The organism is Bradyrhizobium sp. AUGA SZCCT0160 (assembly GCF_018130105.1).
Lineage (GTDB): Bacteria > Pseudomonadota > Alphaproteobacteria > Rhizobiales > Xanthobacteraceae > Bradyrhizobium.
The window spans coordinates 200,300-223,690 of record NZ_JAFCMD010000012.1; the positions used below are offsets into that span (position 1 = coordinate 200,300).

Sequence of the window (23,391 nt, forward strand, 5' to 3'; positions counted from 1 at the left end):
GAATTTGCTTGAGGAGAGGTTACCCGAGCGCCCGCAATTCGCGTCGAAGCACCTTGCCGGTCGCGGTCATCGGGAGGCTTTCCGCGAACTGCACGAAGCGCGGATATTCGTGGGCGGCGAGTTGCACTTTCACGAATTCCTGGATCTCGCGCGCCAGCGCGTCACTGGGCGTAAAGCCCGGACGCAGCACGATCCAGGCCTTGATCGATTCGGTACGGATCGGATCGGGAATACCAACGACCGCCGACATCGCCACCGCCGGGTGCTTCATCAGCGTGTGCTCGATCTCCGACGGACCGACGCGATAGCCGGCCGTGGTGATGACGTCGTCCTCGCGGCTGACATACCAGAAGTAACCGTCCTCATCCTGCACGCCGAGATCGCCGGTCAGCAAAAACTCGCCGGCATACTTCTTCGCCGTCGCTTCCGGATTGCGCCAATATTCGATCATGGTGCACGGACAAGGCTGGCGAACGCCGATGACGCCGCGGGTACCACGCGGCAGCTCCTCGCCCTGGTCGTTGACGATGCGCACGTCAAAACCGGGCGTCGCCCGGCCCATCGAACCCGGCTTGATTGGAAACAGTTTGGAATTGCTGCCGATGACGAGATTGCATTCGGTCTGGCCGAACACTTCATGGGCATCGACGCCGAAAGTAGCGCGCACCCAGTCGAGCAGTTCGCCGCCCAGCGACTCGCCGCCGGTGAAGATGCTGCGAAGCTTTACGCCCGCGTTCTTCACGCCGGCCTGCCGCATCAGTTTCAGCGCCGTCGGCGGCAGGAACACGTTGCGGATACCGTGCTCGGCCATGACCGCCATCGCCGCCTGCGGCTCGAATTTGCGCGCGCGGTGCCCGACCAGCGGCACGCCGTGATACCAGAAGGCAAACAGTCCGTTGATCAGCCCGCCGATCCAGGCCCAGTCCGCCGGCGTCCACATCAGGTCGCCGGGTTTTGGAATGAAGTCGTGGCACATCTCGACATTGGGCAGATGGCCAAGCACGACGCGGTGCGCATGCAGCGCGCCCTTGGGATTTCCCGTGGTGCCCGAGGTGTAGATGATCAGGCCGGGATCGTCGGCCGACGTATCGACGGTCGTAAAATCCGGTGATGCGGCTTTCAACGAAGACCAGAACGGCTTGGTACCCGCGGGCGCGCGATCGCCGATCACATAGATGGTCTTCAGCTCGGGCAGGCGGTCGCGGATCTTTGCGAGCTTGTCCCAGCCGGCCTCGTCGGTGATGACAGCTTTGGCCTCGGAATTACCGAGACGAAACTCCAGCGCGTCCTCGCCGAACAGCGCGAACAGGGGAATCGAGATCAGGCCGGAGCGAAACGCCGCCAAATGCGCGATCGGCAATTCCAGCGATTGCGACAGAAACACCGCGACGCGGTCGCCGCGCACGAGGCCATCGGCCTCAAGTACATTGGCGAAGCGCCGCGACAGGTCCGCAACCTCGTCGAACGAGGTCTTGGTGGCGGTGCCGTCCTCGTCGATATAGATCAGCGCGAGGCGGCCAGAGCCGTCGGCATGACGGTCGCAGCACGCGGTCGCGATGTTGAACCGCGCCGGGATATCCCAGCGGAAGTTGCGGTACAGGGTTTCGTAGTCGGAGGCTTCGGTGAGCATGGCGGAGAGGCCCTCGAATTTTTGCGTCGTCCCGGCGAAGGCCGCGACCCATACTCCGCGGCAGGGGTTGTTGGAGAAGAAAGACAACCACCAGCGCGTAAAAACAATTACCGCCGGTGGCTATGGGTCCCGGCCTTCGCCGGGACGACATCCAATGAGATATCCACTCATCCCGCGAGCGCGGCCTTCACCAATCCGCTGGCTTTGCCAAAATCCATCTGGCCGGCGTATTTCGCCTTCAGCACCGCGATCACCTTGCCCATGTCCTTGATCCCGGCGGCGCCGGTTTCAGTGACCGCGGCCGATATCGCCGCCTTCACATCATCTTCCGACATCTGCTTCGGCAAATAAGCGGAGATCACCGCGATCTCCTCGCGCTCCTGCGCGGCGAGTTCGGCGCGGCCGCCCTTGTCGTAGAGTTCGACGGATTCCTGGCGCTGCTTGATCATCTTCTGGAACACGCCGAGCAGGTCGGCATCGCTGAGCGGCGGCTTGCCCTCCCCGCGTGCGGCGATGTCGGCGTTCTTGATCGTCGAATTGACCATGCGCAGCGTGGACAGCTTGCGCTCGTCCTTGGCCCGCATCGCGTCCTTGACCGCATTGTTGATGTCGTCGCGCAGCATGTTCGTATCCTTCGGCTATCAGAGCCCTGATCTAGGCTGTTCGCGCTCTCGAAACAACCTAGCCCCGAAGCCATTCCGTCAGCGCGTCGGCGGTCTCCTGCGGCGCTTCCACCTGTGGCAGGTGACCGCAATTGGCCAGCACCACCAGTTTGGCCCCGGGAATGCCGCTCGCCATCTCCATCGAGAGCGAGTTCGGGATGGTGTTGTCCTGGTCGCCGGTCAGCACCAGCGTCGGGCACCTGATCCACGCCAGCGTGGGGCGCGAATCCGGCCGCCCGATCACGGCGGTCTGCTGGCGGACGAACCCTTCCGGCCCGATATCGTCGCCCATGTCTTGGACCAGCTGGCGTAGCGCGGCATCGCCCTGCCGCGACGGGTGCACGAAGCCGGGAAACAGCTCGTCGAGCACGGCGCGGTATTCGCCGCCTTTGGCGCGGGCAATCATGCCCTGGCGGCGCGTCGTCGCTTCGCCGGTGTCGGGCCGCGCCTGGGTGCTGATCAGCGCCAGCTTCGCCACCCGCTCGGGGGCCTGTCGCATGATCTCGAAGGCGATGTAGCCGCCCATGGAATGCCCGGCGAGCGCAAAGCGCGGCGGCGCTTCGGCCAGGATCCGCCGGGCGATGGCGCCCATATTGTCGTCGCGCTTGTGATTGGCGACTGTCACCGGCCCCAACTGCCAGAGGGCCGGCACCACGGGGCCAAAGAGCCGCGGCGAGCACGCAAGACCCGGAACGAGCAGGATCGGCATCGTATTGTCCATGCGGACTCCTGATTGGGCGCCTTGGGGTGAAAAGCGGCCCTAGCTTCTTGTTTTGACGCGTTTTCTTGACGCGAACCGGCGTCCACTTCGCTCGAAAACGCTCTGAAATGGGAACTCCAGATTAGGCTGGTGGCACAGCCTGTCAAATATGCAGTGAAACGCGTGTGAATCCGCGTTTTTGGGGGTTCACGCGGCGGGGTACGCCGACTATGTAATGCGCTCATGACAATCCCTGAAAACTCGTCAGCCTGGCCGGACCTCAAACCGACCGCGCTCCTCGTGCTCGCCGATGGCACCGTGCTGGAAGGCTTTGGCCTCGGCGCGGAAGGCCAGGCGGTCGGCGAAGTCTGCTTCAACACCGCGATGACCGGTTATGAGGAGATCCTCACCGATCCCTCCTATGCCGGGCAGCTCATCACCTTCACCTTCCCGCATATCGGCAACGTCGGCACCAACGACGAGGATATCGAGACGGTGAACATGGCGGCGACGCCGGGCGCGCGCGGCGTGATCCTGCGCTCCGCCATATCAGATCCTTCGAACTACCGCTCGGCGAAACATCTCGACGGATGGCTGAGGGCGCGCGGCATCATCGGCCTTTCCGGCATCGACACCCGCGCGCTGACCGCGCTGATCCGCTCCAAGGGCATGCCGAATGCCGTGATCGCGCACGCCAAGGACGGCAAGTTCGACCTGCACGGCCTCAAGGAAGAAGCGCGCGAATGGCCCGGCCTCGAAGGCATGGACCTGGTGCCGATGGTAACTTCCGCCCAGCGCTTCACCTGGGACGAGACGCCGTGGGGCTGGGAAAAGGGCTTTGGCCGCCAGACCGCGCCCGAATTCAACGTGGTCGCGATCGACTACGGCATCAAGCGCAACATCCTGCGGCTGCTCGCCGGCGAGGGATGCAAGATCACGGTGGTGCCGGCGACGACATCAGCCGAAGACATTCTGGCGATGAAGCCGGACGGCGTGTTTCTCTCCAACGGCCCCGGCGATCCCGCCGAGACCGGCAAATACGCGGTGCCCGTGATCAAGCAGGTGATCGATTCGGGAACGCCGACCTTCGGCATCTGTCTCGGCCACCAGATGCTGGGCCTCGCCGTCGGCGCCAGGACCAAGAAGATGCATCAGGGCCATCACGGCGCCAATCATCCGGTCAAGGACGAGACCACCGGCAAGGTGGAAATCACGTCCATGAACCACGGCTTTGCGGTGGACCAGGACACGCTGCCCAAGGGCGCCACGCAGACCCACATCTCGCTGTTCGACGGCTCCAATTGCGGCATCCAGCTCGACGGCAAGCCGGTATTTTCCGTGCAGTACCACCCGGAAGCCTCGCCCGGGCCGCGGGATTCGCATTACCTGTTCAAGCGGTTCGCGGATCTGATGCGGGCGAAGAAGCGGGCGTAAGCGCCACCGTCATTGCCGGGCTTGACCCGGCAATCCATCCACTTTGAAGATTGATGGATGCCCGGATCAAGTCCGGGCATGACAATCTGTCGTCCGCATATGACAATCTGTCACTGGATTGCCGTCTAAAGTCTTAGTATGATGTCGGTAATATTAAACAGGAACCGCCCAATGGACACCGCCCCCGCCCCCAAGGTCGAATACGGCGTGACGCCGACCAGCATGATGGCGTCGATGACGGGTCTCGAATTCGTCCGCGCGATCTTCGAGGGCAAATTGCCGGCGCCGCCGATCATGGAGAATGTCGAGCCGTTCGATTCCACCGCCGAGAACGGCGTCGTGACCTTTCACAGCGTGCCGGGCTTCCGGCACTACAACCCGATCGGCTCGGTGCATGGCGGCTACGCCGCGATCCTGCTGGATTCCGCGATGGGGCTCGCCGTCCACACCACGCTGCCGGCCGGCACCGGCTACACCACGCTGGAATTCAAGATTTCCTTCATCAAGGGCATGACCAAGGACACCGGCCCTGTGAAGTCGGAAGGCCGCACACTCAGCGTCGGCCGCCGCGCCGCCACCGCAGAAGCGCGCATCACCGATTCCAAGGGCCGCCTGCTCGCCCACGCCACCACGACCTGTCTGGTGTTTGAAATCCCGAAAGCATGAGCCAAGGGAACGCGAGGCCCTGACAGCGGTTGAATCCCGACGTATGGTTTGTACGTGGGAGAACGATCATGTCCGTCGTCCGCGAAGACCTTCAGCCGCTCACCTTCGACTTCGTCGATGACGGCCTGGTGCCGAACAGCAAGATGCCGTTCCTGGTCTACAAGCGCGCGATCGACGTCGACAACGATCATCCCGAAAAGACCATCGAGGGCCTGTTCGGCGCCAATGGCTGGGGCGCGATGTGGCGCAACGGCGTCTATGATTATCTGCACTACCACGCCACCGTGCACGAAGTGCTCGGCGTCGCCCGTGGCAACGCCGTCGTTCGGTTCGGCGGCGACAATGGCACGGACCTTGCGATCGCGGCCGGTGACGTCGCGATCCTGCCCGCCGGCACCGGCCATCAATGCCTGTCGTCGAGCGCTGATTTCTCCGTCGTCGGCGCCTATCCACCGGGACCGCCGGCCGAAATCACGCGCGCGACGCCGGAGAATCACGCCAAGGCGTTGAAGACGATTCCGAATGTGAAGCTGCCGAAGTCCGATCCGGTGATGGGGACGAATGGACCGCTTGTAAAACTGTGGAAGCGCGGCTGACACTTCCTTCCTTCTCCCCTTGTGGAGAAGGTGGCGCGAAGCGCCGGATGAGGGGTTTCTATCCGCATCTGGAAATCTTGCCGCGAGGAGAGAACCCCTCACCCGTCTTCGCTTCGCGAAGCCACCCCAAGAGCGAGCTTCGCTCGTCTCGATCCCACAAGGGGAGAGGGCGACAAAATAAGGTCCCCGCATTGGAGGCATGACGCGCAGCGCTGGATCAGCGCCGCCGTTATGTGATTGACTTTCCCTGTCCGAGATCAGGCCAACGTGATCCGGCCCGCACAGGGAAACGTCCAATGACAGCCAACCCAGACATGACCATCCGCGACATCACCGTGACGATGCTGCGCCTGCCCTGGGCCGACGATCCCTCGCTCAAGGGACACGCGCTGGGCCCGACGCGCGACATCCTGATCTGCGAAGTCGAGACCGCAGGCGGCGTCACCGGCATGGGCTATCTGTTCGTGTTCCGCCCGGGCATGAAGTCGATCGCGGCGTGCCTCGACGAGTGCATCATCCCGCGCGTGAAGGGCAAGGACGCCACCGCGATCGAGGCGATCTGGCGCGATCTGTGGACGGCGACGATGACCTATGGCCGCGGCGGCATCGCCGCGATGGCGATGTCGGCGATCGACATCGCGCTGTGGGATGCGGTGGGCAAGCGCGCCGGCCTGCCGCTGCACCGGTTGTGGGGCCATTATCGCTCGGAAATCCCGATCTACGGCTCGGGCTGCTTCCGCAGCGCCGGCGGCGACGGCATGATCGAGAAGGCGCTACACTTCGTGAAGCAGGGCTACAAGGCGATCAAGATGCAGGTCGCGCATGTGCACACGCCCGCGCAGGACCTCGATAATGTACGCCGCATGCGCGAGGCGCTCGGGCCCGACATCGACATCATGATCGACGTCAACATGGGCTGGAGCGCCGACGTCGCGATCGAGATGGGACGCAAATTCGAAAAGTACGATATCTACTGGCTCGAGGAGCCGGTGCCGGCCGACGATTTCGCCGGCTACCAGCGCATTGCCGCAGCGCTCGACATGCGCGTCGTCGGCGGGGAGACCCATTTCACGCGCTACGATCTAAGGCCGTTCTTTATCAATCCCTGCCTGCCGATCCTGCAGCCCGACCCGATGCGCGGCGGCATGACGGACCTGCGCAAGATCGCAGCCCTTGCAGACACCTGGGGCATCACCATCGCGCCGCATCTGTTTCCCGAACTCAACGTGCACCTCCTGGCCTCGATCCCGAACGGCATCTGGTGCGAGAACATGGGGCTGATCGACGACCTCTGGGTCGATCCGCCCGAGATCGCTAACGGCATGATCACCGCGCCGGAGCGGCCCGGACACGGGCTGCAGTTCAAGAAAGAGGTGCTGAAGCACAGGATTTAGCGGCATACTCTTTTCCCTTCTCCCCTTGTGGGAGAAGGTGGCGCGCGAAGCGCGACGGATGAGGGGTTCTATCCACACAGTAAGATTTATCGTGAGGAGAGAACCCCTCATCCGGCGCTTCGCGCCACCTTCTCCCACAAGGGGAGAAGCAATCTCACGCCGCGTTGGCGCTTTCCTGACGGCTGGCTTCGAACAGGAACCAGGTGCGGCGCTCGGTCTCGTCGACGAACAATTCGAGCAACTGCGCGGTGCCGGTATCTTCGTGGTCGTCGCAAAGCTTGTGGGCTTTGCGCATGGCGGCGGCCATGTGCTTGTTGTCCTCCATCAATTCGCGCAGCATTTCGCGCGGCGGGACGTAAGCCTCGTTGTTGTCCTGAATGGTCTGCAGCTTTGCGATCTGCCCGATCGAACGCAGCGTGACGCCGCCAAGCTTGCGCACCCGCTCGGCGAGCTGGTCGGTGGTACCGAAGATCGCCTCCGCCTGCTCGTCCAGCATCAGATGGTAGTCGCGAAAATGCCGGCCGGAGACGTGCCAGTGGAAATTCTTGGTCTTCATGTAGAGTGCGAAGGCGTCGGCCAGCAGCACGTTGAGCGACGCCGAAATCTTGTCCACCGCGGCCTGCGGCAGATCGGTCGGCGTATCGAGATCGGGGGACACTTTTTCGGATTTGTTGGCTTTGCTCACGTTGAACCTTCCTGTTAGGAAACCGGACAGCGGTGGCATTGGACATTGGCCGCCGAACACCCTAACGCATCACTTTCCCGGCGGTTCCTTGCCGGAAACCCCTGTTTGCCGGACGCAGCCCCGATGGACGAATGGATCGACTATTACGATTCCACGCATACGATCTATGCGAGCAAGCTGCATCGGGACCTGCATTTCCAGATCATCGCGCGCGACATCATCGGCTACATCTCATCCCCTGACGCCGTGGTGCTGGACTATGCCTGCGGCGAGGCGCTGTCGGCGGCCAAGGTGGCGGACGCCTGCGCAAAACTCTATCTCGCCGAACCCGCCCCCGGCGTGCGCGGCCGGCTGATCGCGCGCTTTGCGCCGAACACCAAGATCCGCGTCCGTTCGCTGGATGAGCTCCGGAGTATGGACGCGCAGTCGATCGATCTCGTCGTCATGAACTCGGTGGCGCAATACATGACGCAGCAAGAGCTGGATTCCGCATTCGCGGTCGTTCGCCGGCTGTTGAAGCCGAGCGGGCGGCTGGTGCTGGGCGATATCCTGCGGCCCGAGGTCGGCATGGGGCGAGACGTGCTGGCGCTGTTGAAATTCGCAAGGGCCCACGGCTTCCTGACGGACGCGCTCTACGGCCTCGCCTCAACCGCGCTGTCGGACTACCGGCAATTGCGCACCCGTGTCGGCCTGCAACGCTACAGCGAAAGCGAGATGATCGCCAAGCTGACGCGGGCCGGCTTCGCCGCTTCGCGCGCGCAGACAAATATCGGCCACAACCCCTGGAGGATGACCTTCATCGCCCACCACCCATCGGTGCGCTAGTTAGGGTTAATAAAAGGTAAACGTAGCTCACCCGCCCGTGATCGGTAATGATCGCCTTGGCCCGGTGGCGGAAGCGACAACGCGAGAACGATGCAACGTTCTTATCCTGGTTCAAGTCCAGGCCGGGCCTCCAGCCTTCGCTTGCTGCGCAAGCTACGGCTCGGCAAGCCCCGTCGTAGCGAAGGCTGCCGCGACGTAGCCCGAAGGGCGAAGTCGGGCCTCGGCCAGCCTTTCCCAACTCACCAAGCCGCAGCCCAAAATAGCCAATTTGCCGGTTGATGGCCCGCTTTTGGGGGTTTCGCGGGTGCGGAATCTGGTCTAAAGACCACCCGCGCGCGAGGGTAACCCGCGCTCTTGGCTTAGGGGACGCGCAGCATGCGCGCCCTTTTTTTGTGCCCAAATTCCAGTCCGCGAGACCTGATGCCCAAAAGAACCGACATCTCCACCATCCTGATCATCGGCGCCGGCCCCATCGTGATCGGCCAGGCCTGCGAATTCGACTATTCAGGCACCCAGGCGGTGAAGGCGCTAAAGGAAGAGGGCTACCGGGTGGTCCTGGTCAATTCCAATCCGGCGACGATCATGACCGACCCGGAACTGGCCGATGCCACCTATATCGAGCCAATCACGCCGGAAATCGTCGGCAAGATCATCGAAAAAGAACGCCACGTCATTCCCGGCGGCTTTGCACTGCTGCCGACCATGGGCGGCCAGACCGCGCTGAATTGCGCGCTGTCGCTCCGCCGTCAGGGCACACTCGACAAGTTCGACGTCGAAATGATCGGCGCCACCGCTGACGCCATCGACAAGGCCGAGGACCGCCAGCTGTTTCGCGAGGCCATGACCAAGATCGGTCTGGAGACGCCAAAATCGCGGCTGGCCAACGCCTCGGCGCTGAAGAAGTCCTACCGCGACAAATACCTCGCCGAGCGAGAGAAACTGTCGGGCGATGCGCTGGAAGAACTCGAGCGGCAATGGACGCTCGGCGAAAACGAACGACGCAAGCGCTATCAGGAGCACGCGTTCGGCGAGGCGCTGATGGCGCTGTCCGAGATCGGCTTGCCTGCGATTATCCGCCCCTCCTTCACGATGGGCGGCACCGGCGGCGGCATTGCCTACAACAAGGAAGAGTTCCTCGACATCATCGAGCGCGGGCTCGACGCCTCTCCGACCAACGAGGTGCTGATCGAGGAGAGCGTGCTCGGCTGGAAAGAGTACGAGATGGAGGTGGTGCGCGATAAAAAGGACAATTGCATCATCATCTGCTCGATCGAGAACCTCGATCCGATGGGCGTGCATACCGGCGATTCCATCACCATCGCGCCGGCCCTGACGCTGACCGACAAGGAATACCAGATCATGCGCGACGCCTCGCTGGCGGTGCTGCGCGAGATCGGGGTTGAGACCGGCGGCTCCAACGTGCAGTTCGGCATCAACCCGGCCGACGGCCGCATGGTCGTGATCGAAATGAACCCGCGCGTGTCGCGCTCTTCTGCCCTTGCGTCGAAGGCCACCGGCTTTCCGATTGCAAAGGTCGCGGCCAAGCTCGCGGTCGGCTATACGCTCGATGAGATCGCCAACGACATCACCGGCGGCGCCACGCCGGCCTCGTTCGAGCCGACCATCGACTACGTCGTCGTCAAGATACCGCGCTTTGCGTTCGAGAAATTCCCCGGCGCCTCCCACACCTTGACCACGTCGATGAAGTCGGTCGGCGAAGTGATGGCGATCGGCCGCACCTTCCAGGAGAGCCTGCAGAAGGCGCTGCGCGGGCTCGAGACCGGGCTCACCGGTCTCGATGAAATCGAGATCGAGGACCTCGGCCGCGGCGACGACAAGAACGCGGTCCGCGCCGCGTTGGGCACGCCGACGCCCAACCGCATCCTGCAGGTAGCCCAGGCGATGCGGCTCGGCTGGTCCAATGAAGAGATCTTCAATTCCTGCAAGATCGATCCCTGGTTCCTCGCCGAGATGCGCGGCATCGTCGACATGGAAGCCAAGATCAAGGCGAACGGCCTGCCCGGCAACGCGTTCGGCATGCGGACGCTGAAAGCGATGGGCTTTTCCGACGCGCGGCTCGCCGTGCTTGCAGAAGCCACCGAGGCCGACGTGACCGCCAAACGCCACGCGCTCGGGGTTCGCCCGGTGTTCAAGCGCATCGACACCTGCGCGGCGGAGTTCGCCTCGCCGACTGCTTATATGTATTCAACCTATGAATCGCCTTTTGCCGGAAATCTTGCCGACGAGAGCGCGCCGTCCGACAAGAAGAAGGTCATCATCCTCGGCGGCGGGCCGAACCGGATCGGCCAGGGCATCGAGTTCGACTATTGCTGCTGCCACGCCTGCTTTGCGCTGCATGACGCCGGCTACGAGACCATCATGGTCAACTGCAATCCGGAAACCGTGTCGACCGACTACGACACCGCGGACCGGCTCTATTTCGAACCGCTCACCGCCGAGGACGTGCTGGAAATCATCGCCACCGAACGGACCAACGGCACGCTGCACGGCGTGATCGTGCAGTTCGGCGGCCAGACCCCGCTGAAACTGGCGCGCGCGCTGGAAGCCGCCGACGTGCCAATCCTCGGCACCTCGCCCGACGCCATCGACCTTGCCGAAGACCGCGACCGCTTCAAGCGCGTGCTCGACAAGCTAAGGTTAAAGCAGCCCAAGAACGGCATCGCCTATTCGGTCGAGCAGGCGCGGCTGGTGGCGGCCGATCTCGGCCTGCCGCTGGTGGTGCGTCCGTCCTATGTGCTGGGCGGCCGCGCGATGCAGATCATCCGCGAGGAAGAGCAGCTCAACAATTATCTGCTCGGCACGCTGCCCGAGCTGGTGCCGGCCGACGTCAAGGCGCGCTATCCCAACGACAAGACCGGGCAGATCAACACCGTGCTCGGCAAGAACCCGCTGCTGTTCGACCGTTATCTTTCCGACGCCACCGAGATCGACGTCGACTGCCTGTGCGATGGCAAGGACACGTTCGTCGTCGGAATCATGGAGCATATCGAGGAAGCCGGCATTCACTCCGGCGATTCCGCCTGTTCGCTGCCGCCGCATTCGCTGGATGGTGCGATGATCACTGAGCTCGAACGGCAGACCCGCGAACTCGCGCTCGGCCTCGACGTGGTCGGCCTGATGAACGTGCAATACGCCATCAAGGACGGCGACATCTACGTGCTCGAGGTCAACCCGCGGGCGTCGCGCACCGTGCCGTTCGTCGCCAAGGTGGTCGGCACGCCGGTGGCGAAGATCGCGGCAAGGATCATGGCCGGCGAGAAGCTCGCGGACTTCAATCTGAAGAAGCGCAAGCTCGGCCATGTCGGCGTCAAGGAATCGGTATTCCCGTTCGCGCGCTTCCCCGGTGTCGATACCGTGCTCGGTCCGGAGATGCGCTCGACCGGCGAAGTGATGGGCATCGACCGTTCGTTCGAGGTCGCCTTCGCCAAGAGCCAGCTCGGCGGCGGCACCCGCGTGCCACGCAAGGGCACCGTGTTCGTTTCGGTGCGCGAGAGCGACAAGACCCGCATCGCGGACGCCGTGCGGCTGCTGCACTCACTCGGCTTCAGGGTGATGGCCACATCGGGCACCCAGCGCTTCCTCACCGATTCGGGCGTGCCGACCGAAAAAGTGAACAAGGTGCTGGAGGGCCGGCCGCATATCGTCGACGCCATCACCAATGGCGACATCCAGCTCGTCTTCAACACCACCGAGGGGCCGCAGGCGCTGGCCGACAGCCGTTCGTTGCGACGGGCTGCCCTCTTGCATAAAGTGCCATATTACACCACTCTTTCGGGTGCTGTGGCGGCCGCACAGGGCATCCGCGCCTATCTGGGCGGAGACCTTGAGGTCCGCACGCTGCAGAGTTACTTTTCCGAAAACTGATCGTTCGCCGGGCCAAATTGCCCGCTAAACGATTGGCAACAAAGCCATATGGCTGGAACCCACCGCTCGTTTGGAAGTTGTATCGGCCCCTGACGGGGCCGAAAATTAATAGGCTGGCGGGCTCGCGTTTCGAGCCCGAATGGCTCCGAATCGAAATCGAAAGACTGCTTCGTGCGCGCAACTTCTCAAGGAGCGGCTCGCACGGGCGAAGGACGGAAGAGATGATGGAAAAGGTTCCGATGACCGCCGGCGGCTATGCCGCGCTTGAGGTCGAGTTGAAGCAGCGCCAGTCGGTGGACCGGCCGCGCATCATCGAGCACATCGCCGAGGCGCGCTCGCATGGCGACCTTTCGGAGAACGCGGAATATCACGCCGCCAAGGAAGAGCAGTCGCATAATGAAGGCCGCATCGCCGAGATCGAAGACAAGCTCGCGCGCGCCGACATCATCGATATTTCGAAGCTCTCCGGCGACACCATCATGTTCGGCGCCACCGTCACGCTGGTCGACGAGGATACCGAAAAGAAAGCGGTGTGGCAGATCGTCGGCGAGCCGGAGGCCGATGCCAAGAAGGGCCGCATCTCCATCACCTCGCCGCTGGCCCGCGCGTTGATCGGCAAGAAGAAGGGCACGACCGTCGAGGTCATGGCGCCCGGCGGCGCCAAGGCCTACGAGATCACCAAGGTCGAGTGGCGCTAGGCTGGAGCCAGGTTTGCCCCGGCGGGCACTGCCCGCCGGTCCGGGGCCGGGAGATGCGTTCATCGCCTTGAGGAAGACGGCATGCGGCCAGATCACGATCTCGTTGCGTGCCTTGCTTTCGCACTGACGATCGTGATCACCGGATGCAACATCTCGGCTGCGACTGAGCTCGCGATTCCGCCGCGCAAAGCGCCCAAAGACGCCGGCAATTTTTCGATGCAATCCGGTCCGCCGAACTGCAGCCGCTGGACCGACGACTGCGTCAACTGCACGCGTGGCGCCAAGAATGAGCCCGCGACCTGCTCCAACATCGGCATTGCCTGTCAGCCCAAAGCCATCCGCTGCCTCGGCACGCAGTGATTCCAGTGCTCGGCGTTTCTGCGCTGGTGGCACAGTGCCGCAAAGTCACCTCGAGGTAACCGGCACAGCGGTGTGGCAAACAGTCAGCACTCCCGTAGAATCCCGTGCTGCTCGCCAAAACGTCATCGGAATCCGGCCGCCGCGCGCTTTTCCTTAAGGCCGCGACGCGATACCAAGTGGAACTCGATCCAACTTGGGGGACAACATGGACGCAATCGATAAGCTGCTTTCGAAATTCCAGCCGCCAGCACTGAGCCTGTTTCGCTTCATCACCGGCCTGCTGCTGTTTCAATTCGGCGTCGCGAAGATTCTGAAGTTTCCGACAATTCCGCAGGGTAATCCTTACGCCTTTCTCAACAAGGTGGAGTTGATGTCGCTATCCGGAGCCGCCGGTGCGATTGAGTTGATTCTGGGCGCTCTCTTGCTGCTCGGACTGTTCACACGGCCCGTCGCCTTCATTCTTGCCGGCGAGATGGCCTTTGCTTATTTCATGGGTCACGCGCCGAAGGGCTTTTATCCGCTTATCAACGGCGGCACGCTCGCGATCCTGTTCTGTTTCGCCTGCCTCTATCTGTCGACCGCCGGCGGTGGACCGATCAGCGTCGACGCCATGCGGAAGAAGAGCTGAGGAGCAAACGGCACTTTTGCTAATACCGTCATTCCGGGATGGTCCGCAGGACCAGACCGCAGGTGCGCAATTGCGCATCTGAGGTTCGATGCTCCGCCTCGCTCCGGAATGACGGGATAGCGCGCAGCGTTATCCCGTCACCTTCAAATCGAGCGGCACCGCCGCCTCGTATTTGGAATTGTGCAGCACCAGCGACGTCCTGACATTGCGCACATGGGGCGCCGACGTCAGATGGGTGACGAAATCCTGGAACGTCGCCATGTCGGGCGCCACGCATTTCAGGATGAAATCCACCTCCCCCGACAGCATCCAGCATTCGCGCACCAGCGGCTCGGCGCGGACAAATTCCTCGAAGGCGCGCAAGTCGGCTTCGGCCTGGCTCGACAGGTGCACGGAGGCAAACACGGTGACGTCGAAGCCGAGCCGGCGCGGATCCAGCATGCCGCGGTAGCCCTGGATGTAGCCTTCTTCCTCCAGCGTCCTGACCCGGCGCAGGCAAGGCGGCGGCGAGATGCCGACCCGTTTGGCCAGTTCGACGTTGGTGATTCGGCCATCGGCCTGGATTTCGGAAAGAATTCTAAGGTCGATCTCGTCGAGATTCTTCGACACGCGGTCCGGTTCCTTTGGGTTCCCTAGGTTCTTTGGGGCTGGTTTGGCTTGGGAAGGTGTTTGCAGGCAACACTCTTAGCGCAGCTGGCATCGATTGCGCAATTTTATTGCGCGTGCACTGCGCCATTTTGCGTGAATCCGGAGAAAATACCGCAGTTCCGGGGAAAATTCGCTTATTTGAATTGCAAATCTTGCATGGCTACCCAGATATCATAGACTTGGATTTGACACTTTTAGCGCCGCGCGACGCATTTCCCGGCGCTTCCTCGCACAAGTCCTCATCAAAATCCTCCAAAGAGAGGGAATCTGCCGATGCCCGCGCCTATCCATGCCAAGGTCGTCATTATCGGTTCCGGCCCTGCCGGGTACACCGCAGCGATCTACGCCGCGCGGGCGATGCTTGAGCCGGTGCTGATCCAGGGCATCCAGCCCGGCGGCCAGCTCACCATCACCACCGACGTGGAAAACTATCCGGGCTTTGCGGATGTCATCCAGGGTCCGTGGCTGATGGAGCAGATGGAAAAACAGGCGGCCCATGTCGGCACCAAGCTCGTCACCGATCTCGTCACCAAACTCGACACCACGCAGCGGCCGTTCCGTCTGACCTGCGACAGCGGCGAGGTCTATCTCGCCGAAACCGTGATCCTTGCCACCGGCGCCCAGGCGCGCTGGCTCGGCATGCCGTCGGAAGAGAAGTTCAAGGGCTTTGGCGTCTCGGCCTGCGCGACCTGCGACGGCTTCTTCTATCGGGGCAAGGAAGTCATGGTGGTCGGCGGCGGCAACACCGCGGTCGAGGAAGCGCTGTTCCTCACCAACTTCGCCTCGCAAGTCACCATCGTGCATCGCCGCGATCATTTCCGCGCCGAGCGCATCCTGCAGGATCGCCTGTTCAAGAACCCGAAGATCAAGGTGATCTGGGACAGTGCGATCGACGAAATCTGCGGCACCGAAAATCCGGGCAAAGTCACCCATGTGCGCCTGAAGAACGTCAAGAGCGGCGCGCTGACGGAGGTGCCCGCGGACGGCGTCTTCATCGCCATCGGCCACGCGCCGGCAACCGAACTCGTCGCCGGCCAGGTCAAACTGAAACCCTCCGGCTATGTCGAGGTGGCGCCGAACTCGACGGCGACGTCGGTGCCCGGCCTGTTCGCCGCCGGCGACGTCGCGGACGAAACCTGGCGGCAGGCGGTCACGGCCGCGGGCCTTGGCTGTATGGCGGCCCTCGAGGCCGAGCGCTTTCTCGCCTTGCGTGCGAGTGATCGGGCGGCAGCAGAATGATTACGCGTCGAACACGGGACGGATTCACGGACATGGATTGGGACAAGCTGAAGGTGTTTCACGCGGCGGCGGAAGCGGGCAGCTTCACCCATGCCGGCGAGCAACTCGGGCTTTCACAATCGGCGGTATCGCGGCAAGTCTCGGCGCTGGAGCAGGAGCTTGCGGTATCGCTGTTCCATCGCCATGCGCGCGGGCTGATCCTCACCGAACAGGGCGACCTCTTGTTCCGCACCGCGCATGACGTGTTCATGCAGTTGCAGGCGGCGCGCGCCAAGCTCACCGACAGCCGCGAGCGGCCGTCTGGCGACCTCAAGATCACCACGCCGCCGGCGCTCGGCATCAACTGGCTGATTCCGCGGCTCGACGAGTTCACCAGCCTCTATCCGGATATCCGCATCTCGCTGATCGTGACCGACGAGGATCTCGATCTGTCGATGCGCGAGGCCGACGTCGCGATCCGGACCCGCAAGCCGACCCAGCCGGACCTGATCCAGCGCAAGCTGTTCTCGATCGGCTTCCATGCCTATTGCTCGCCGGAATACATCAAGCGCTTCGGCACACCGCGCACCCTCGATGACCTCGACTCGCATCGCATCATCATGCTCGGCGATTCCCAGGTGCCGCCGCACCTGCAGAACCGCAGCTGGCTGATCGACGCCGGCCGCAACGGCTCGGGTCCGCGCGAGGCTTATTTCAAGGTCAACAACATCCTTGGTCTTGTCAGGGCCTGTCAGCAGGGGCTCGGCATCGCCGCCCTGCCCGACTACCTCGTCGAGGAGAACAACCGTCTGGTGCAGCTGTTCGGCGAGACCGACTCGATCCAGATCGACACCTACTTCGTCTATCCCGAAGAGTTGAAGACGGTGGCGCGGGTGCAGGTGTTCCGCGATTTCGTTGTGAGCAAGGCGCAGCGCTGGCCCTCCTAGCATTTCGGTCTGACTGGAATTTCGGTTCTGATTGAATCAGAACCGAAGCTCTAGATTCTTGTTTTGACGCGTTTTCTTGACGCGAGCCGGTATCGATCCCGCATCACGTGCGGCACGGGCTTCGCACGAAAACGCTTTCGCAGCGGCTGACGTTTCCCGCCTTCCCGATTAGCGGCTCTTATAAAGCCCCCGGTCTCCGCATGTCAGACATGCGGCTTAACCGGTTTACGCAAGCCGCAGATGGGGATCATAGTGCTTACACGCTGAGCGATCGTGTCGCGCATATGTCCCCCTCCTCCAGTGGCGCGGGCGCTCAGTAATCCCTCTTGGAAGGTGATTGTGTCGGCCTCACGTGGCCAATACCTTAAGCCGGGCTCTTTTGGGCCCGGCTTTTTTTCTTCTCCGGATCGTTTCGTCTGCAGATGATTTCAGCTGATCCTTCGTCGTCTCCAGATCTTTTCTTCTTCCGTAAAACAAACGTCATCGAGCGTGCGCGGATTGACAGCGCGCCGTTGCGCCATCATCATCGTCACATGATCACGAATTCGTGCGCCGCTCTGTCGTCGAAAAAAGGTCCCCACCCGGGGACCCGAGATCGACGCGCGCGATAGATCAACCGCCAAGCCGATCCCGAAACCCCGCCGTCTGGACGGGGTTTTTTCATGTGTCCCGTCTCCGGCAAAAGCCTTCAAGGAGATGGAACCATGTCTACCGATCCACAAGACCGATTACAGGGCCTGTGGCTGCCCCTCGTTACGCCGTTTCGCAACGGCGAAGTCGATGAGCCGTCGCTGCGCCGCATGATCAGGCACTACGCCAATAGCCCGGTCGACGGCTTGATCCTCGCCGCCACCTCGGGCGAGGGCATGACGCTGGACCTCCACGAGCTCGAGCAGCTGGTGTCGGTGACCCGGGCCGAGATCTCGGCTAGCCGCCGCTATATCCCGATCTGTCTCGGCCTGTCCGGCGCCAGCACGCACAAGATGCTGGATACGCTCGACGAGACCGCCGCCTGGCCGATCGACTTCTATTTGATCGCCAGCCCCTATTACACGCGGCCGTCGCAGCGCGGTCTGCTGCGGCATTTCACGGTGCTCGCCGATCACGCTTCATGGCCGATCGTGCTCTACAACATCCCCTACCGGACCGCGGTCAATCTCTTCAACGAGACCCTGCTGCAGCTCGCCGCACATCGCAACATCGTCGGCATCAAGGATTGCTCTGCCGACCGCGCCCAGTCGATCGAGTTCCTGGCCCTGCGGCCGAAAGGTTTTCGCGTGCTGACCGGCGAGGACGCGCAGTATCACGAGGCACTGGTCGACGGCGCCGACGGCGCTATCCTGTTGTCGGCGCATCTGGAGACCGAAGCGTTCGCCTCGGTGCGGACGCTGATGCAGCAGGGCGACCACCAGGGCGCACAGGCGTGCTGGAACAATATTTCCGAACTGACGCGGCTGTTGTTCGCCGAACCCAGCCCGGCGCCTGCAAAATACTGGCTGGCGCAGAGCGGGCTGATCGACAGTGCCGAGGTCCGGCTGCCGATGGTGGAAGTCAGCGCGGAGCTCGCGGCGCGGCTCGATGCGGAGCGGGAACGGCGCGCGCCGGCCCTGTTGCGGCGGGCGTAGCAAGGCGTCGCAGCCGGGTCCCTCCCGCTTATAGGGAGCGTTGCGCACAAAAAAGCCGCCGCACGCGGAAGACCGCGGCGACGGCTTTTCTGTCGCTCCACACCGGCTCGGATGATGCGGAGGCGGATAAGGTGACCGGAATATCTTCCAATGGCGTGGACGCCGGCCAGCAAAATTGCCTGACCGCGTTGGCGCAATGTTAACCGCATTCGCCCGCGGTCGCCTCAGCCGATCGCCGCGTGACCTTTGCAAACGCCGCGGCCTTCCGGAACGCTGGTTAACGGCTGGTGAGGGTGGCGCTTCAAAATCGTCCAAAGCCTTGCCGTCAACTTTAAAATCTCGGGCGTATTGATGTCCTCATTGAGAAAACGGGGGACATCAAATGATCGACCACACCACTGACAATTGGAAATTTCCGACCAGCGAACGCGTCCAGCGAGTGCAGGACGTTCTGCTGGTTTCGTCCTTTGCCTTGTGGGCGACGCTGATCGGCTTCGCGCCGGTCGCGACCTGGCGTCTGCTGATGGCTTGAACGAAAACGCAGGAGCTGCCGTGGTTAATCGGCGGTAGCACCTGCGGTCAAATGCGAGCGAAATTGCGACCGGGATTTTAAAAGCGGTCGCGTATCAAGCTCGTCACAACGGAAAAACGCGGGGGCGCGTCGTGGAAATCGAAAACAATACTCTCCCTGATCAACAGGGTTTTACGACCGAGGACGTTCTTTGGGCGGTCGGCATCTGGTCGGTGATCCTGACCATGTCGCCGGTCGTCGTATTTTATATGCTGATGGTGGCGTGAGCGGACTGCTTCCGCCGTCATTGCGAGCCAACGGGTCGCGCGAATGCGCGCCCGTTGGCTCGCAATGACGCAGACAAAGAAAAACGCGCGGAGTCCCGCGCGTCTTTTTGAGTCCGTAAGCGGCGTTGTTACGCTGCTTGCTTGTGCATGGCGCCGGAAGCCGACGCGTTGCCGCGGATGGCCTTGATCGAACGTTCGATCGCAGCCCACAGCCGGCTGATTTCCGCAGCGGCCCGGCCTTCCGCATAATATTCGCGGGCGCCTTCGCCGTTGCCGAGCGCCAGCAACAGATCGGCACGGTTGGTGATCTGACCGCTCCACACCGGCGCACGGAACTTGATCAATGCTTCACGCGCAATGGTGACGATCCGGCTTTCAACGCCGTCCCGGCTCGCGGGGGCACCGTTGATGACGACCGCGTAGGGCTTGCGCGCTGCACGGCAGGTCTGAATGGTTTCCTGCACGGCATTGACGTCAAACACGCCGGGCCGCGCCGGAATGATCACCATCGTGGCGTTCTTGATGGCGTCGTCGACGACGGCCGACAAATTCGGCGGCGTGTCGATAAACACCCATTCGATACCGTCGCGCTTGGCGGCGGCAATAATTCCGCTGACCGAATTTACCGCGGCCTTGATCGGCGGCTCGTTCGTTCCACGCAATTTGTGCCAGAGAGTAAGCGATCCCTGCGGATCAGCATCAACCATCAAACAGGGTTTCGTCGACTTATGGACGTGCGCAGCAATGTGAGCAGCCAGGGTACTTTTTCCCGAGCCCCCCTTACGCGAAGCAAAAACTATGACGTTCATACCTTGGCCTCCAGATTGACCCCAGAAGCCGAAAATGAATCAGCGCACTGATTCGTGAAAGAAAAATTTGCTGCTTATTGCGAAGAAGCCACTGATTAGCCAATAAAGTTGCTTTTTGAGTCACACTGCGTGCGACGGCGCAATCGGTGACGAAATCGCAAAAACGGAATCGCCAGAGTGGCTTGATCGATTCAGCGCATGCTTTTTGTGCGCTGTCGTTCGATCCATTTGCGCTCGATCCATCCGAGCAGCTTCGCCATCGGCGTCTGCAGAAACGGGACGTCCTGCGCGAACAAAAGGAGTCCGAGCGGCAGCATCCAGAGTCCGAGCACCGGCAAGATGCTGAAAATGCCGCCGAAGATCAGCAGAATGGCGATCGGAATCCTGACGTAGCGCGACGATGGCTTGCGCAGCCAGCCGACGAATCTGGCCGGGCCGGCAGGCAGCTTGGCTTCGAACCAGGCAAAATGCCGGTCGAGCTCCATTTGCGATTCTTTGCTCAATTGATCTCTCCTCGTGCTGAAGAGATGTTGACTCGCAGCTGGAGGCACAAGGTGTCAGTCTGTCGCGCGAAGGGGGCTTGAAATGGCATGCCGCGCTCAGGTCCGGGCTGGTTTTGCCGGTTTCTTGGGCTTACGCGCCTTGGCCGCGGATTTGCGCGGGGCCGCCGGCTTGATCGCCATTGGCCTGCCGGCGGGCGCTGAAGCGGCCCGGCTCGGTTCGGGACCGGATCTGAATTGCGCCCGACAGGGCGGCGAAAGCTGAGACTTCTTGGCGACCATGCAGGCCGTGACGCGCTCGACATTGGGGATATCGGAACTGCAAAGCCGGAAAGCGTCGCTGGTGCAGGCCTGTTCCTGTTCAGGGGTGTAGCTCTGCCCCAAAGCCGGCGGCGATGAAAATGCGAGCGCCGTCGCCAGCACCAAACCAAACCCGCAATTGCTGATCCCAAAAGTCGCCATGAATCCCCCCGAGGCAATGATTCCACGAATTGTGGGTGAACCGCCCGGGATTGGCAAGCAGGGGTGGACAACACGCCACAGCACAAGTGCGGCGACCAGCGCTGATTTCACCGGCCGGATTGCAACCGCGATCGTCGTCGTCGTCCTGGTGCGGCTGGCTATTCTTTTTCCGGCGATCGCGGTTGACGCGCCCGGTGCCTCGCTGCGCCATGTGATGGCGGATACCAAGGGTCGAAGCTGGCTGATCCTGAAAAGCTTTTTTATTGTGCTGCTGCCGGTATTGGCCGGGCTCCTGGCGGTCGGCCTGATCGGCGACCTCGACGATCTGCCCAGTTGGTGGAGCGCAGCCAGAATAGCGTTCGACAGCCCGCTCGAGCTGCTGGCGACGGTGTTGGCCGCCGCGACCGCATCGCGGCTGTACGGCTGGATCGGCCATCAGATGAAGGGCGTGCCGGTCTGATCCGGTCAGGCATCATTGGCCGGACACGCGCTGCGGCCAGCGCAACGAAGCGGGCGGTCTTTGGGAATATCCGCGATGGGGTTGGTACAGTTGGGTGGGCTCGAACCACCGACCTCCTGTTCCACAGACAGGCGCTCTAACCAGACTGAGCTACAACTGCATCCTGCGCGAGCCCCCACAAAAAGGGGGTGGCGAATGGGCGGGAAACTAGGTGCAACGCCACGCTTTGGCAAGGCCACCAGCCACCCGATTATCAGTCGTTTCGGGGGCGGACAAAGTTCATTTGCTACTACGGGGCCTCGATGGCGAAGGACCGGCCCAGGGGCAACAAAAAAAGCCCGGGCTGACCTGCCCGGGCCTTTTCGAACCTTAATGCGGGCTCAGGCGGCCGGCTGCTGGTACTTCGCGGCCGACGCCTTGATCGGTTCGACGGTTTCGGTCGCAACCTTCTGGCCGAGTTCGGCGAGTTCCTTGGCCTGGGCCGAATACGTCTCGAACTGCTTCTTGGCGTGCGAGGTCCACAGCTCCATGGCGGCTGCCGGCGTCTTCACGCTAAGCAGGTCCTGAGCGAAGTCGAGTGAGGACGTGGTGTTGGCCTTGAAGAACTCGAACAGCTTGGCCGAGTAGGCGCTGGCGCCCTTGTTGGCCGAGGTGAACACGGCTTCCATCGTGCCGTTATGGCTCTCGGCCACATCCTTAAACTTGGCGTAGTTGTCGCGCGCCTGCGAAACGCCCTTTTCGGCGAACGCACGCACCTGCTCGGGGACTTCGAACGGAATGATGGAGGCGGAGAACGGATCGGTCGAACTGGTCATTCGCATGCTTCCTTCGCAACGGGGTGAATCGTGGTGACCCCTTGCGACCGCCACCGGTGAACGCCGGTAGCGCCGTACTGGATCACACGGTCTTTGCTTGTCTGAGCACGATCTTCTCGGAATACCGGTACATATTTCCGGATCGAACTCCGGTCTTGGGGAGTGCCCATCGTCGGGCTTGCCCAATAAACACCCTTATCATGTCAATTTTGTGCAACGCAAAGCAAAACAATGTGCACTGCGACATACATTGCCCGTACTGGGTGTATTTAAGTCCTCTATAGACCCTAAAGTAGAAGAGGTGAGGCTCTTGAAGCAAATGCCCCTCAGGCCTCTCCTCAGCTCTTGGGCTTCGCCGCGTCCATCGCGGCGCGGCTGACGATCTGACCCATCTCGCTGGCTTGCTCCGCCAGCGCACGCATCTGGCCCTGCACATACTCGCTGTGCAGCCGCATCACCTCGGTCAGATCCTTGGCCTTCAGCAGCGCTTGCGCGTAGTCGAGCGAGGTCTGCACGTTCTTTTCAGCGAAGGCGACCGCCTTGCTGCCGATTTCCTTGGCGTTGGTGCGCGCGGCGTCGCCGCGATCCTCGAACGAGCCCGCGGCCTGGTGCGCGGAGGACAGGAATTTCTCGAAGGTCTGGCGGGCCTGCTCGAAGCTCGCTTCTGCCATCGATCGCATTTCCTTTGGAATCTCGAAACGGCCATCGTCGCTCATGGTCCCACTCCTGTGGCGTTAGGGGCTGCTTGGCAGGCGTCCAGGATGCCGGGTCCGCGGTTCCGCATCGTGCACCTTGGGCTGTGGCCTCGGGTTCACATCGTGAACCTCCGGTAGTCTTTTGTAACAAGCTCAACGCCGCAGAGGCCGATTCGGTTCAGCCGGATTAAGGTTATCGCGGCTTAGAATACCGCTTGGGTCCGCCGGCCGTGGACCTGCCGCGCCGCGCT

The 23,391-nt window shown here is 62.2% G+C and carries 25 protein-coding genes, 1 tRNA gene and 1 pseudogene; 16 read left to right on the top strand and 11 right to left on the bottom strand.

Annotation, left to right across the window (positions count from 1 at the left end; all coding sequences use genetic code 11):
* Positions 1–19: 19 nt before the first annotated feature.
* From JQ558_RS20600 to JQ558_RS20610, 3 genes are all read right to left on the bottom strand, one after another.
* Positions 20–1,630: an acyl-CoA synthetase gene (locus tag JQ558_RS20600; RefSeq protein WP_212294748.1), complete on the bottom strand. Its 1,611-nt coding sequence runs from the start codon at positions 1,628–1,630 to the stop codon at positions 20–22.
* Between the two features lie 167 nt (positions 1,631–1,797).
* Positions 1,798–2,253: a GatB/YqeY domain-containing protein gene (locus tag JQ558_RS20605; RefSeq protein WP_212207694.1), complete on the bottom strand. Its 456-nt coding sequence runs from the start codon at positions 2,251–2,253 to the stop codon at positions 1,798–1,800.
* A gap of 58 nt (positions 2,254–2,311) precedes the next feature.
* Positions 2,312–3,013, bottom strand: a complete 702-nt coding sequence (locus tag JQ558_RS20610; protein WP_212275027.1) for an alpha/beta fold hydrolase — start codon at positions 3,011–3,013, stop codon at positions 2,312–2,314.
* A gap of 222 nt (positions 3,014–3,235) precedes the next feature.
* On the opposite strand from JQ558_RS20610, the gene carA reads away from it, so the two are divergent.
* The 4 genes from carA to JQ558_RS20630 all read left to right on the top strand — a co-directional run bounded on the left by carA (position 3,236) and on the right by JQ558_RS20630 (position 7,082).
* Positions 3,236–4,426: a glutamine-hydrolyzing carbamoyl-phosphate synthase small subunit gene (gene carA, locus JQ558_RS20615; RefSeq protein ID WP_212294716.1), complete on the top strand. Its 1,191-nt coding sequence runs from the start codon at positions 3,236–3,238 to the stop codon at positions 4,424–4,426.
* 171 nt (positions 4,427–4,597) lie between these two features.
* Positions 4,598–5,092 (top strand): PaaI family thioesterase, encoded by a 495-nt coding sequence (locus JQ558_RS20620; RefSeq protein ID WP_212294718.1) that lies wholly within the window; start codon positions 4,598–4,600, stop codon positions 5,090–5,092.
* Between the two features lie 68 nt (positions 5,093–5,160).
* Positions 5,161–5,688: a hypothetical protein gene (locus tag JQ558_RS20625; RefSeq protein ID WP_212294720.1), complete on the top strand. Its 528-nt coding sequence runs from the start codon at positions 5,161–5,163 to the stop codon at positions 5,686–5,688.
* A gap of 296 nt (positions 5,689–5,984) precedes the next feature.
* Positions 5,985–7,082: a mandelate racemase/muconate lactonizing enzyme family protein gene (locus JQ558_RS20630; RefSeq protein ID WP_212294721.1), complete on the top strand. Its 1,098-nt coding sequence runs from the start codon at positions 5,985–5,987 to the stop codon at positions 7,080–7,082.
* Between the two features lie 154 nt (positions 7,083–7,236).
* Here the strand turns inward: JQ558_RS20630 and JQ558_RS20635 are convergent, their stop codons facing one another.
* Complete coding sequence (locus JQ558_RS20635) at positions 7,237–7,767, bottom strand: Dps family protein (RefSeq protein ID WP_212275031.1); 531 nt, start codon at positions 7,765–7,767, stop codon at positions 7,237–7,239.
* A gap of 123 nt (positions 7,768–7,890) precedes the next feature.
* Between JQ558_RS20635 and JQ558_RS20640 the strand changes: the two genes are divergently transcribed.
* The 6 genes and pseudogenes from JQ558_RS20640 (at position 7,891) to JQ558_RS20665 (ending at position 14,163) form a co-directional block, all read left to right on the top strand.
* On the top strand, positions 7,891–8,592 hold the full coding sequence (locus tag JQ558_RS20640; RefSeq protein ID WP_212294750.1) for a class I SAM-dependent methyltransferase: 702 nt from the start codon (positions 7,891–7,893) through the stop codon (positions 8,590–8,592).
* Between the two features lie 58 nt (positions 8,593–8,650).
* Positions 8,651–8,725: pseudogene (locus JQ558_RS20645) on the top strand.
* Between the two features lie 287 nt (positions 8,726–9,012).
* Positions 9,013–12,477: a carbamoyl-phosphate synthase large subunit gene (gene carB, locus JQ558_RS20650; RefSeq protein WP_212207687.1), complete on the top strand. Its 3,465-nt coding sequence runs from the start codon at positions 9,013–9,015 to the stop codon at positions 12,475–12,477.
* Between the two features lie 221 nt (positions 12,478–12,698).
* Positions 12,699–13,175 (top strand): transcription elongation factor GreA, encoded by a 477-nt coding sequence (greA, locus tag JQ558_RS20655; RefSeq protein ID WP_212207686.1) that lies wholly within the window; start codon positions 12,699–12,701, stop codon positions 13,173–13,175.
* An 81-nt stretch (positions 13,176–13,256) separates the two neighbouring features.
* Positions 13,257–13,535, top strand: a complete 279-nt coding sequence (locus tag JQ558_RS20660; protein WP_212207685.1) for a hypothetical protein — start codon at positions 13,257–13,259, stop codon at positions 13,533–13,535.
* A gap of 214 nt (positions 13,536–13,749) precedes the next feature.
* A complete protein-coding gene (locus JQ558_RS20665) occupies positions 13,750–14,163 on the top strand; it encodes a DoxX family protein (RefSeq protein ID WP_212207815.1) in 414 nt (137 codons plus the stop codon).
* Between the two features lie 129 nt (positions 14,164–14,292).
* Here JQ558_RS20665 and JQ558_RS20670 read toward each other — a convergent pair whose 3' ends face one another.
* Entirely contained in the window at positions 14,293–14,772 is a 480-nt protein-coding gene (locus JQ558_RS20670; RefSeq protein WP_192736745.1) for an Lrp/AsnC family transcriptional regulator, read from the bottom strand.
* 312 nt (positions 14,773–15,084) lie between these two features.
* On the opposite strand from JQ558_RS20670, the gene trxB reads away from it, so the two are divergent.
* From trxB to JQ558_RS37895, 5 genes are all read left to right on the top strand, one after another.
* Entirely contained in the window at positions 15,085–16,050 is a 966-nt protein-coding gene (gene trxB, locus JQ558_RS20675; protein WP_212207684.1) for a thioredoxin-disulfide reductase, read from the top strand.
* A 32-nt stretch (positions 16,051–16,082) separates the two neighbouring features.
* Entirely contained in the window at positions 16,083–16,976 is an 894-nt protein-coding gene (locus JQ558_RS20680) for a LysR family transcriptional regulator (RefSeq protein WP_212032642.1), read from the top strand.
* 704 nt (positions 16,977–17,680) lie between these two features.
* Positions 17,681–18,601, top strand: a complete 921-nt coding sequence (gene dapA, locus JQ558_RS20685; protein ID WP_212294723.1) for a 4-hydroxy-tetrahydrodipicolinate synthase — start codon at positions 17,681–17,683, stop codon at positions 18,599–18,601.
* 382 nt (positions 18,602–18,983) lie between these two features.
* Positions 18,984–19,133, top strand: coding sequence for a hypothetical protein (locus tag JQ558_RS20690; protein ID WP_212207682.1), 150 nt, complete (start codon positions 18,984–18,986; stop codon positions 19,131–19,133).
* 131 nt (positions 19,134–19,264) lie between these two features.
* Positions 19,265–19,399: a hypothetical protein gene (locus JQ558_RS37895; protein WP_283813432.1), complete on the top strand. Its 135-nt coding sequence runs from the start codon at positions 19,265–19,267 to the stop codon at positions 19,397–19,399.
* Positions 19,400–19,527: 128 nt separating this feature from the next.
* On the opposite strand, the gene JQ558_RS20695 is transcribed toward JQ558_RS37895, so the two are convergent.
* The 3 genes from JQ558_RS20695 to JQ558_RS20705 form a co-directional block, all read right to left on the bottom strand.
* Positions 19,528–20,208: a ParA family protein gene (locus JQ558_RS20695; protein ID WP_192736750.1), complete on the bottom strand. Its 681-nt coding sequence runs from the start codon at positions 20,206–20,208 to the stop codon at positions 19,528–19,530.
* 191 nt (positions 20,209–20,399) lie between these two features.
* A complete protein-coding gene (locus JQ558_RS20700) occupies positions 20,400–20,693 on the bottom strand; it encodes a hypothetical protein (protein ID WP_409363384.1) in 294 nt (97 codons plus the stop codon).
* A gap of 114 nt (positions 20,694–20,807) precedes the next feature.
* The gene (locus JQ558_RS20705) at positions 20,808–21,170 is read right to left on the bottom strand and encodes a hypothetical protein (RefSeq protein ID WP_249142552.1); all 363 of its coding nucleotides are present in this window, start codon (positions 21,168–21,170) and stop codon (positions 20,808–20,810) included.
* On the opposite strand from JQ558_RS20705, the gene JQ558_RS20710 reads away from it, so the two are divergent.
* Positions 21,169–21,630, top strand: coding sequence for a hypothetical protein (locus JQ558_RS20710; protein ID WP_212294725.1), 462 nt, complete (start codon positions 21,169–21,171; stop codon positions 21,628–21,630). The two genes, JQ558_RS20705 and JQ558_RS20710, sit on opposite strands and share 2 nt — an antisense overlap.
* Before the next feature lie 82 nt (positions 21,631–21,712).
* Here the strand turns inward: JQ558_RS20710 and JQ558_RS20715 are convergent.
* The 3 genes from JQ558_RS20715 to JQ558_RS20725 all read right to left on the bottom strand — a co-directional run bounded on the left by JQ558_RS20715 (position 21,713) and on the right by JQ558_RS20725 (position 23,161).
* Positions 21,713–21,790 (bottom strand) — tRNA-His (locus tag JQ558_RS20715).
* Between the two features lie 220 nt (positions 21,791–22,010).
* On the bottom strand, positions 22,011–22,445 hold the full coding sequence (locus JQ558_RS20720) for a phasin (protein WP_212207679.1): 435 nt from the start codon (positions 22,443–22,445) through the stop codon (positions 22,011–22,013).
* Between the two features lie 338 nt (positions 22,446–22,783).
* Positions 22,784–23,161: a phasin family protein gene (locus tag JQ558_RS20725; RefSeq protein WP_212275036.1), complete on the bottom strand. Its 378-nt coding sequence runs from the start codon at positions 23,159–23,161 to the stop codon at positions 22,784–22,786.
* Between the last annotated feature and the right edge of the window lie 230 nt (positions 23,162–23,391).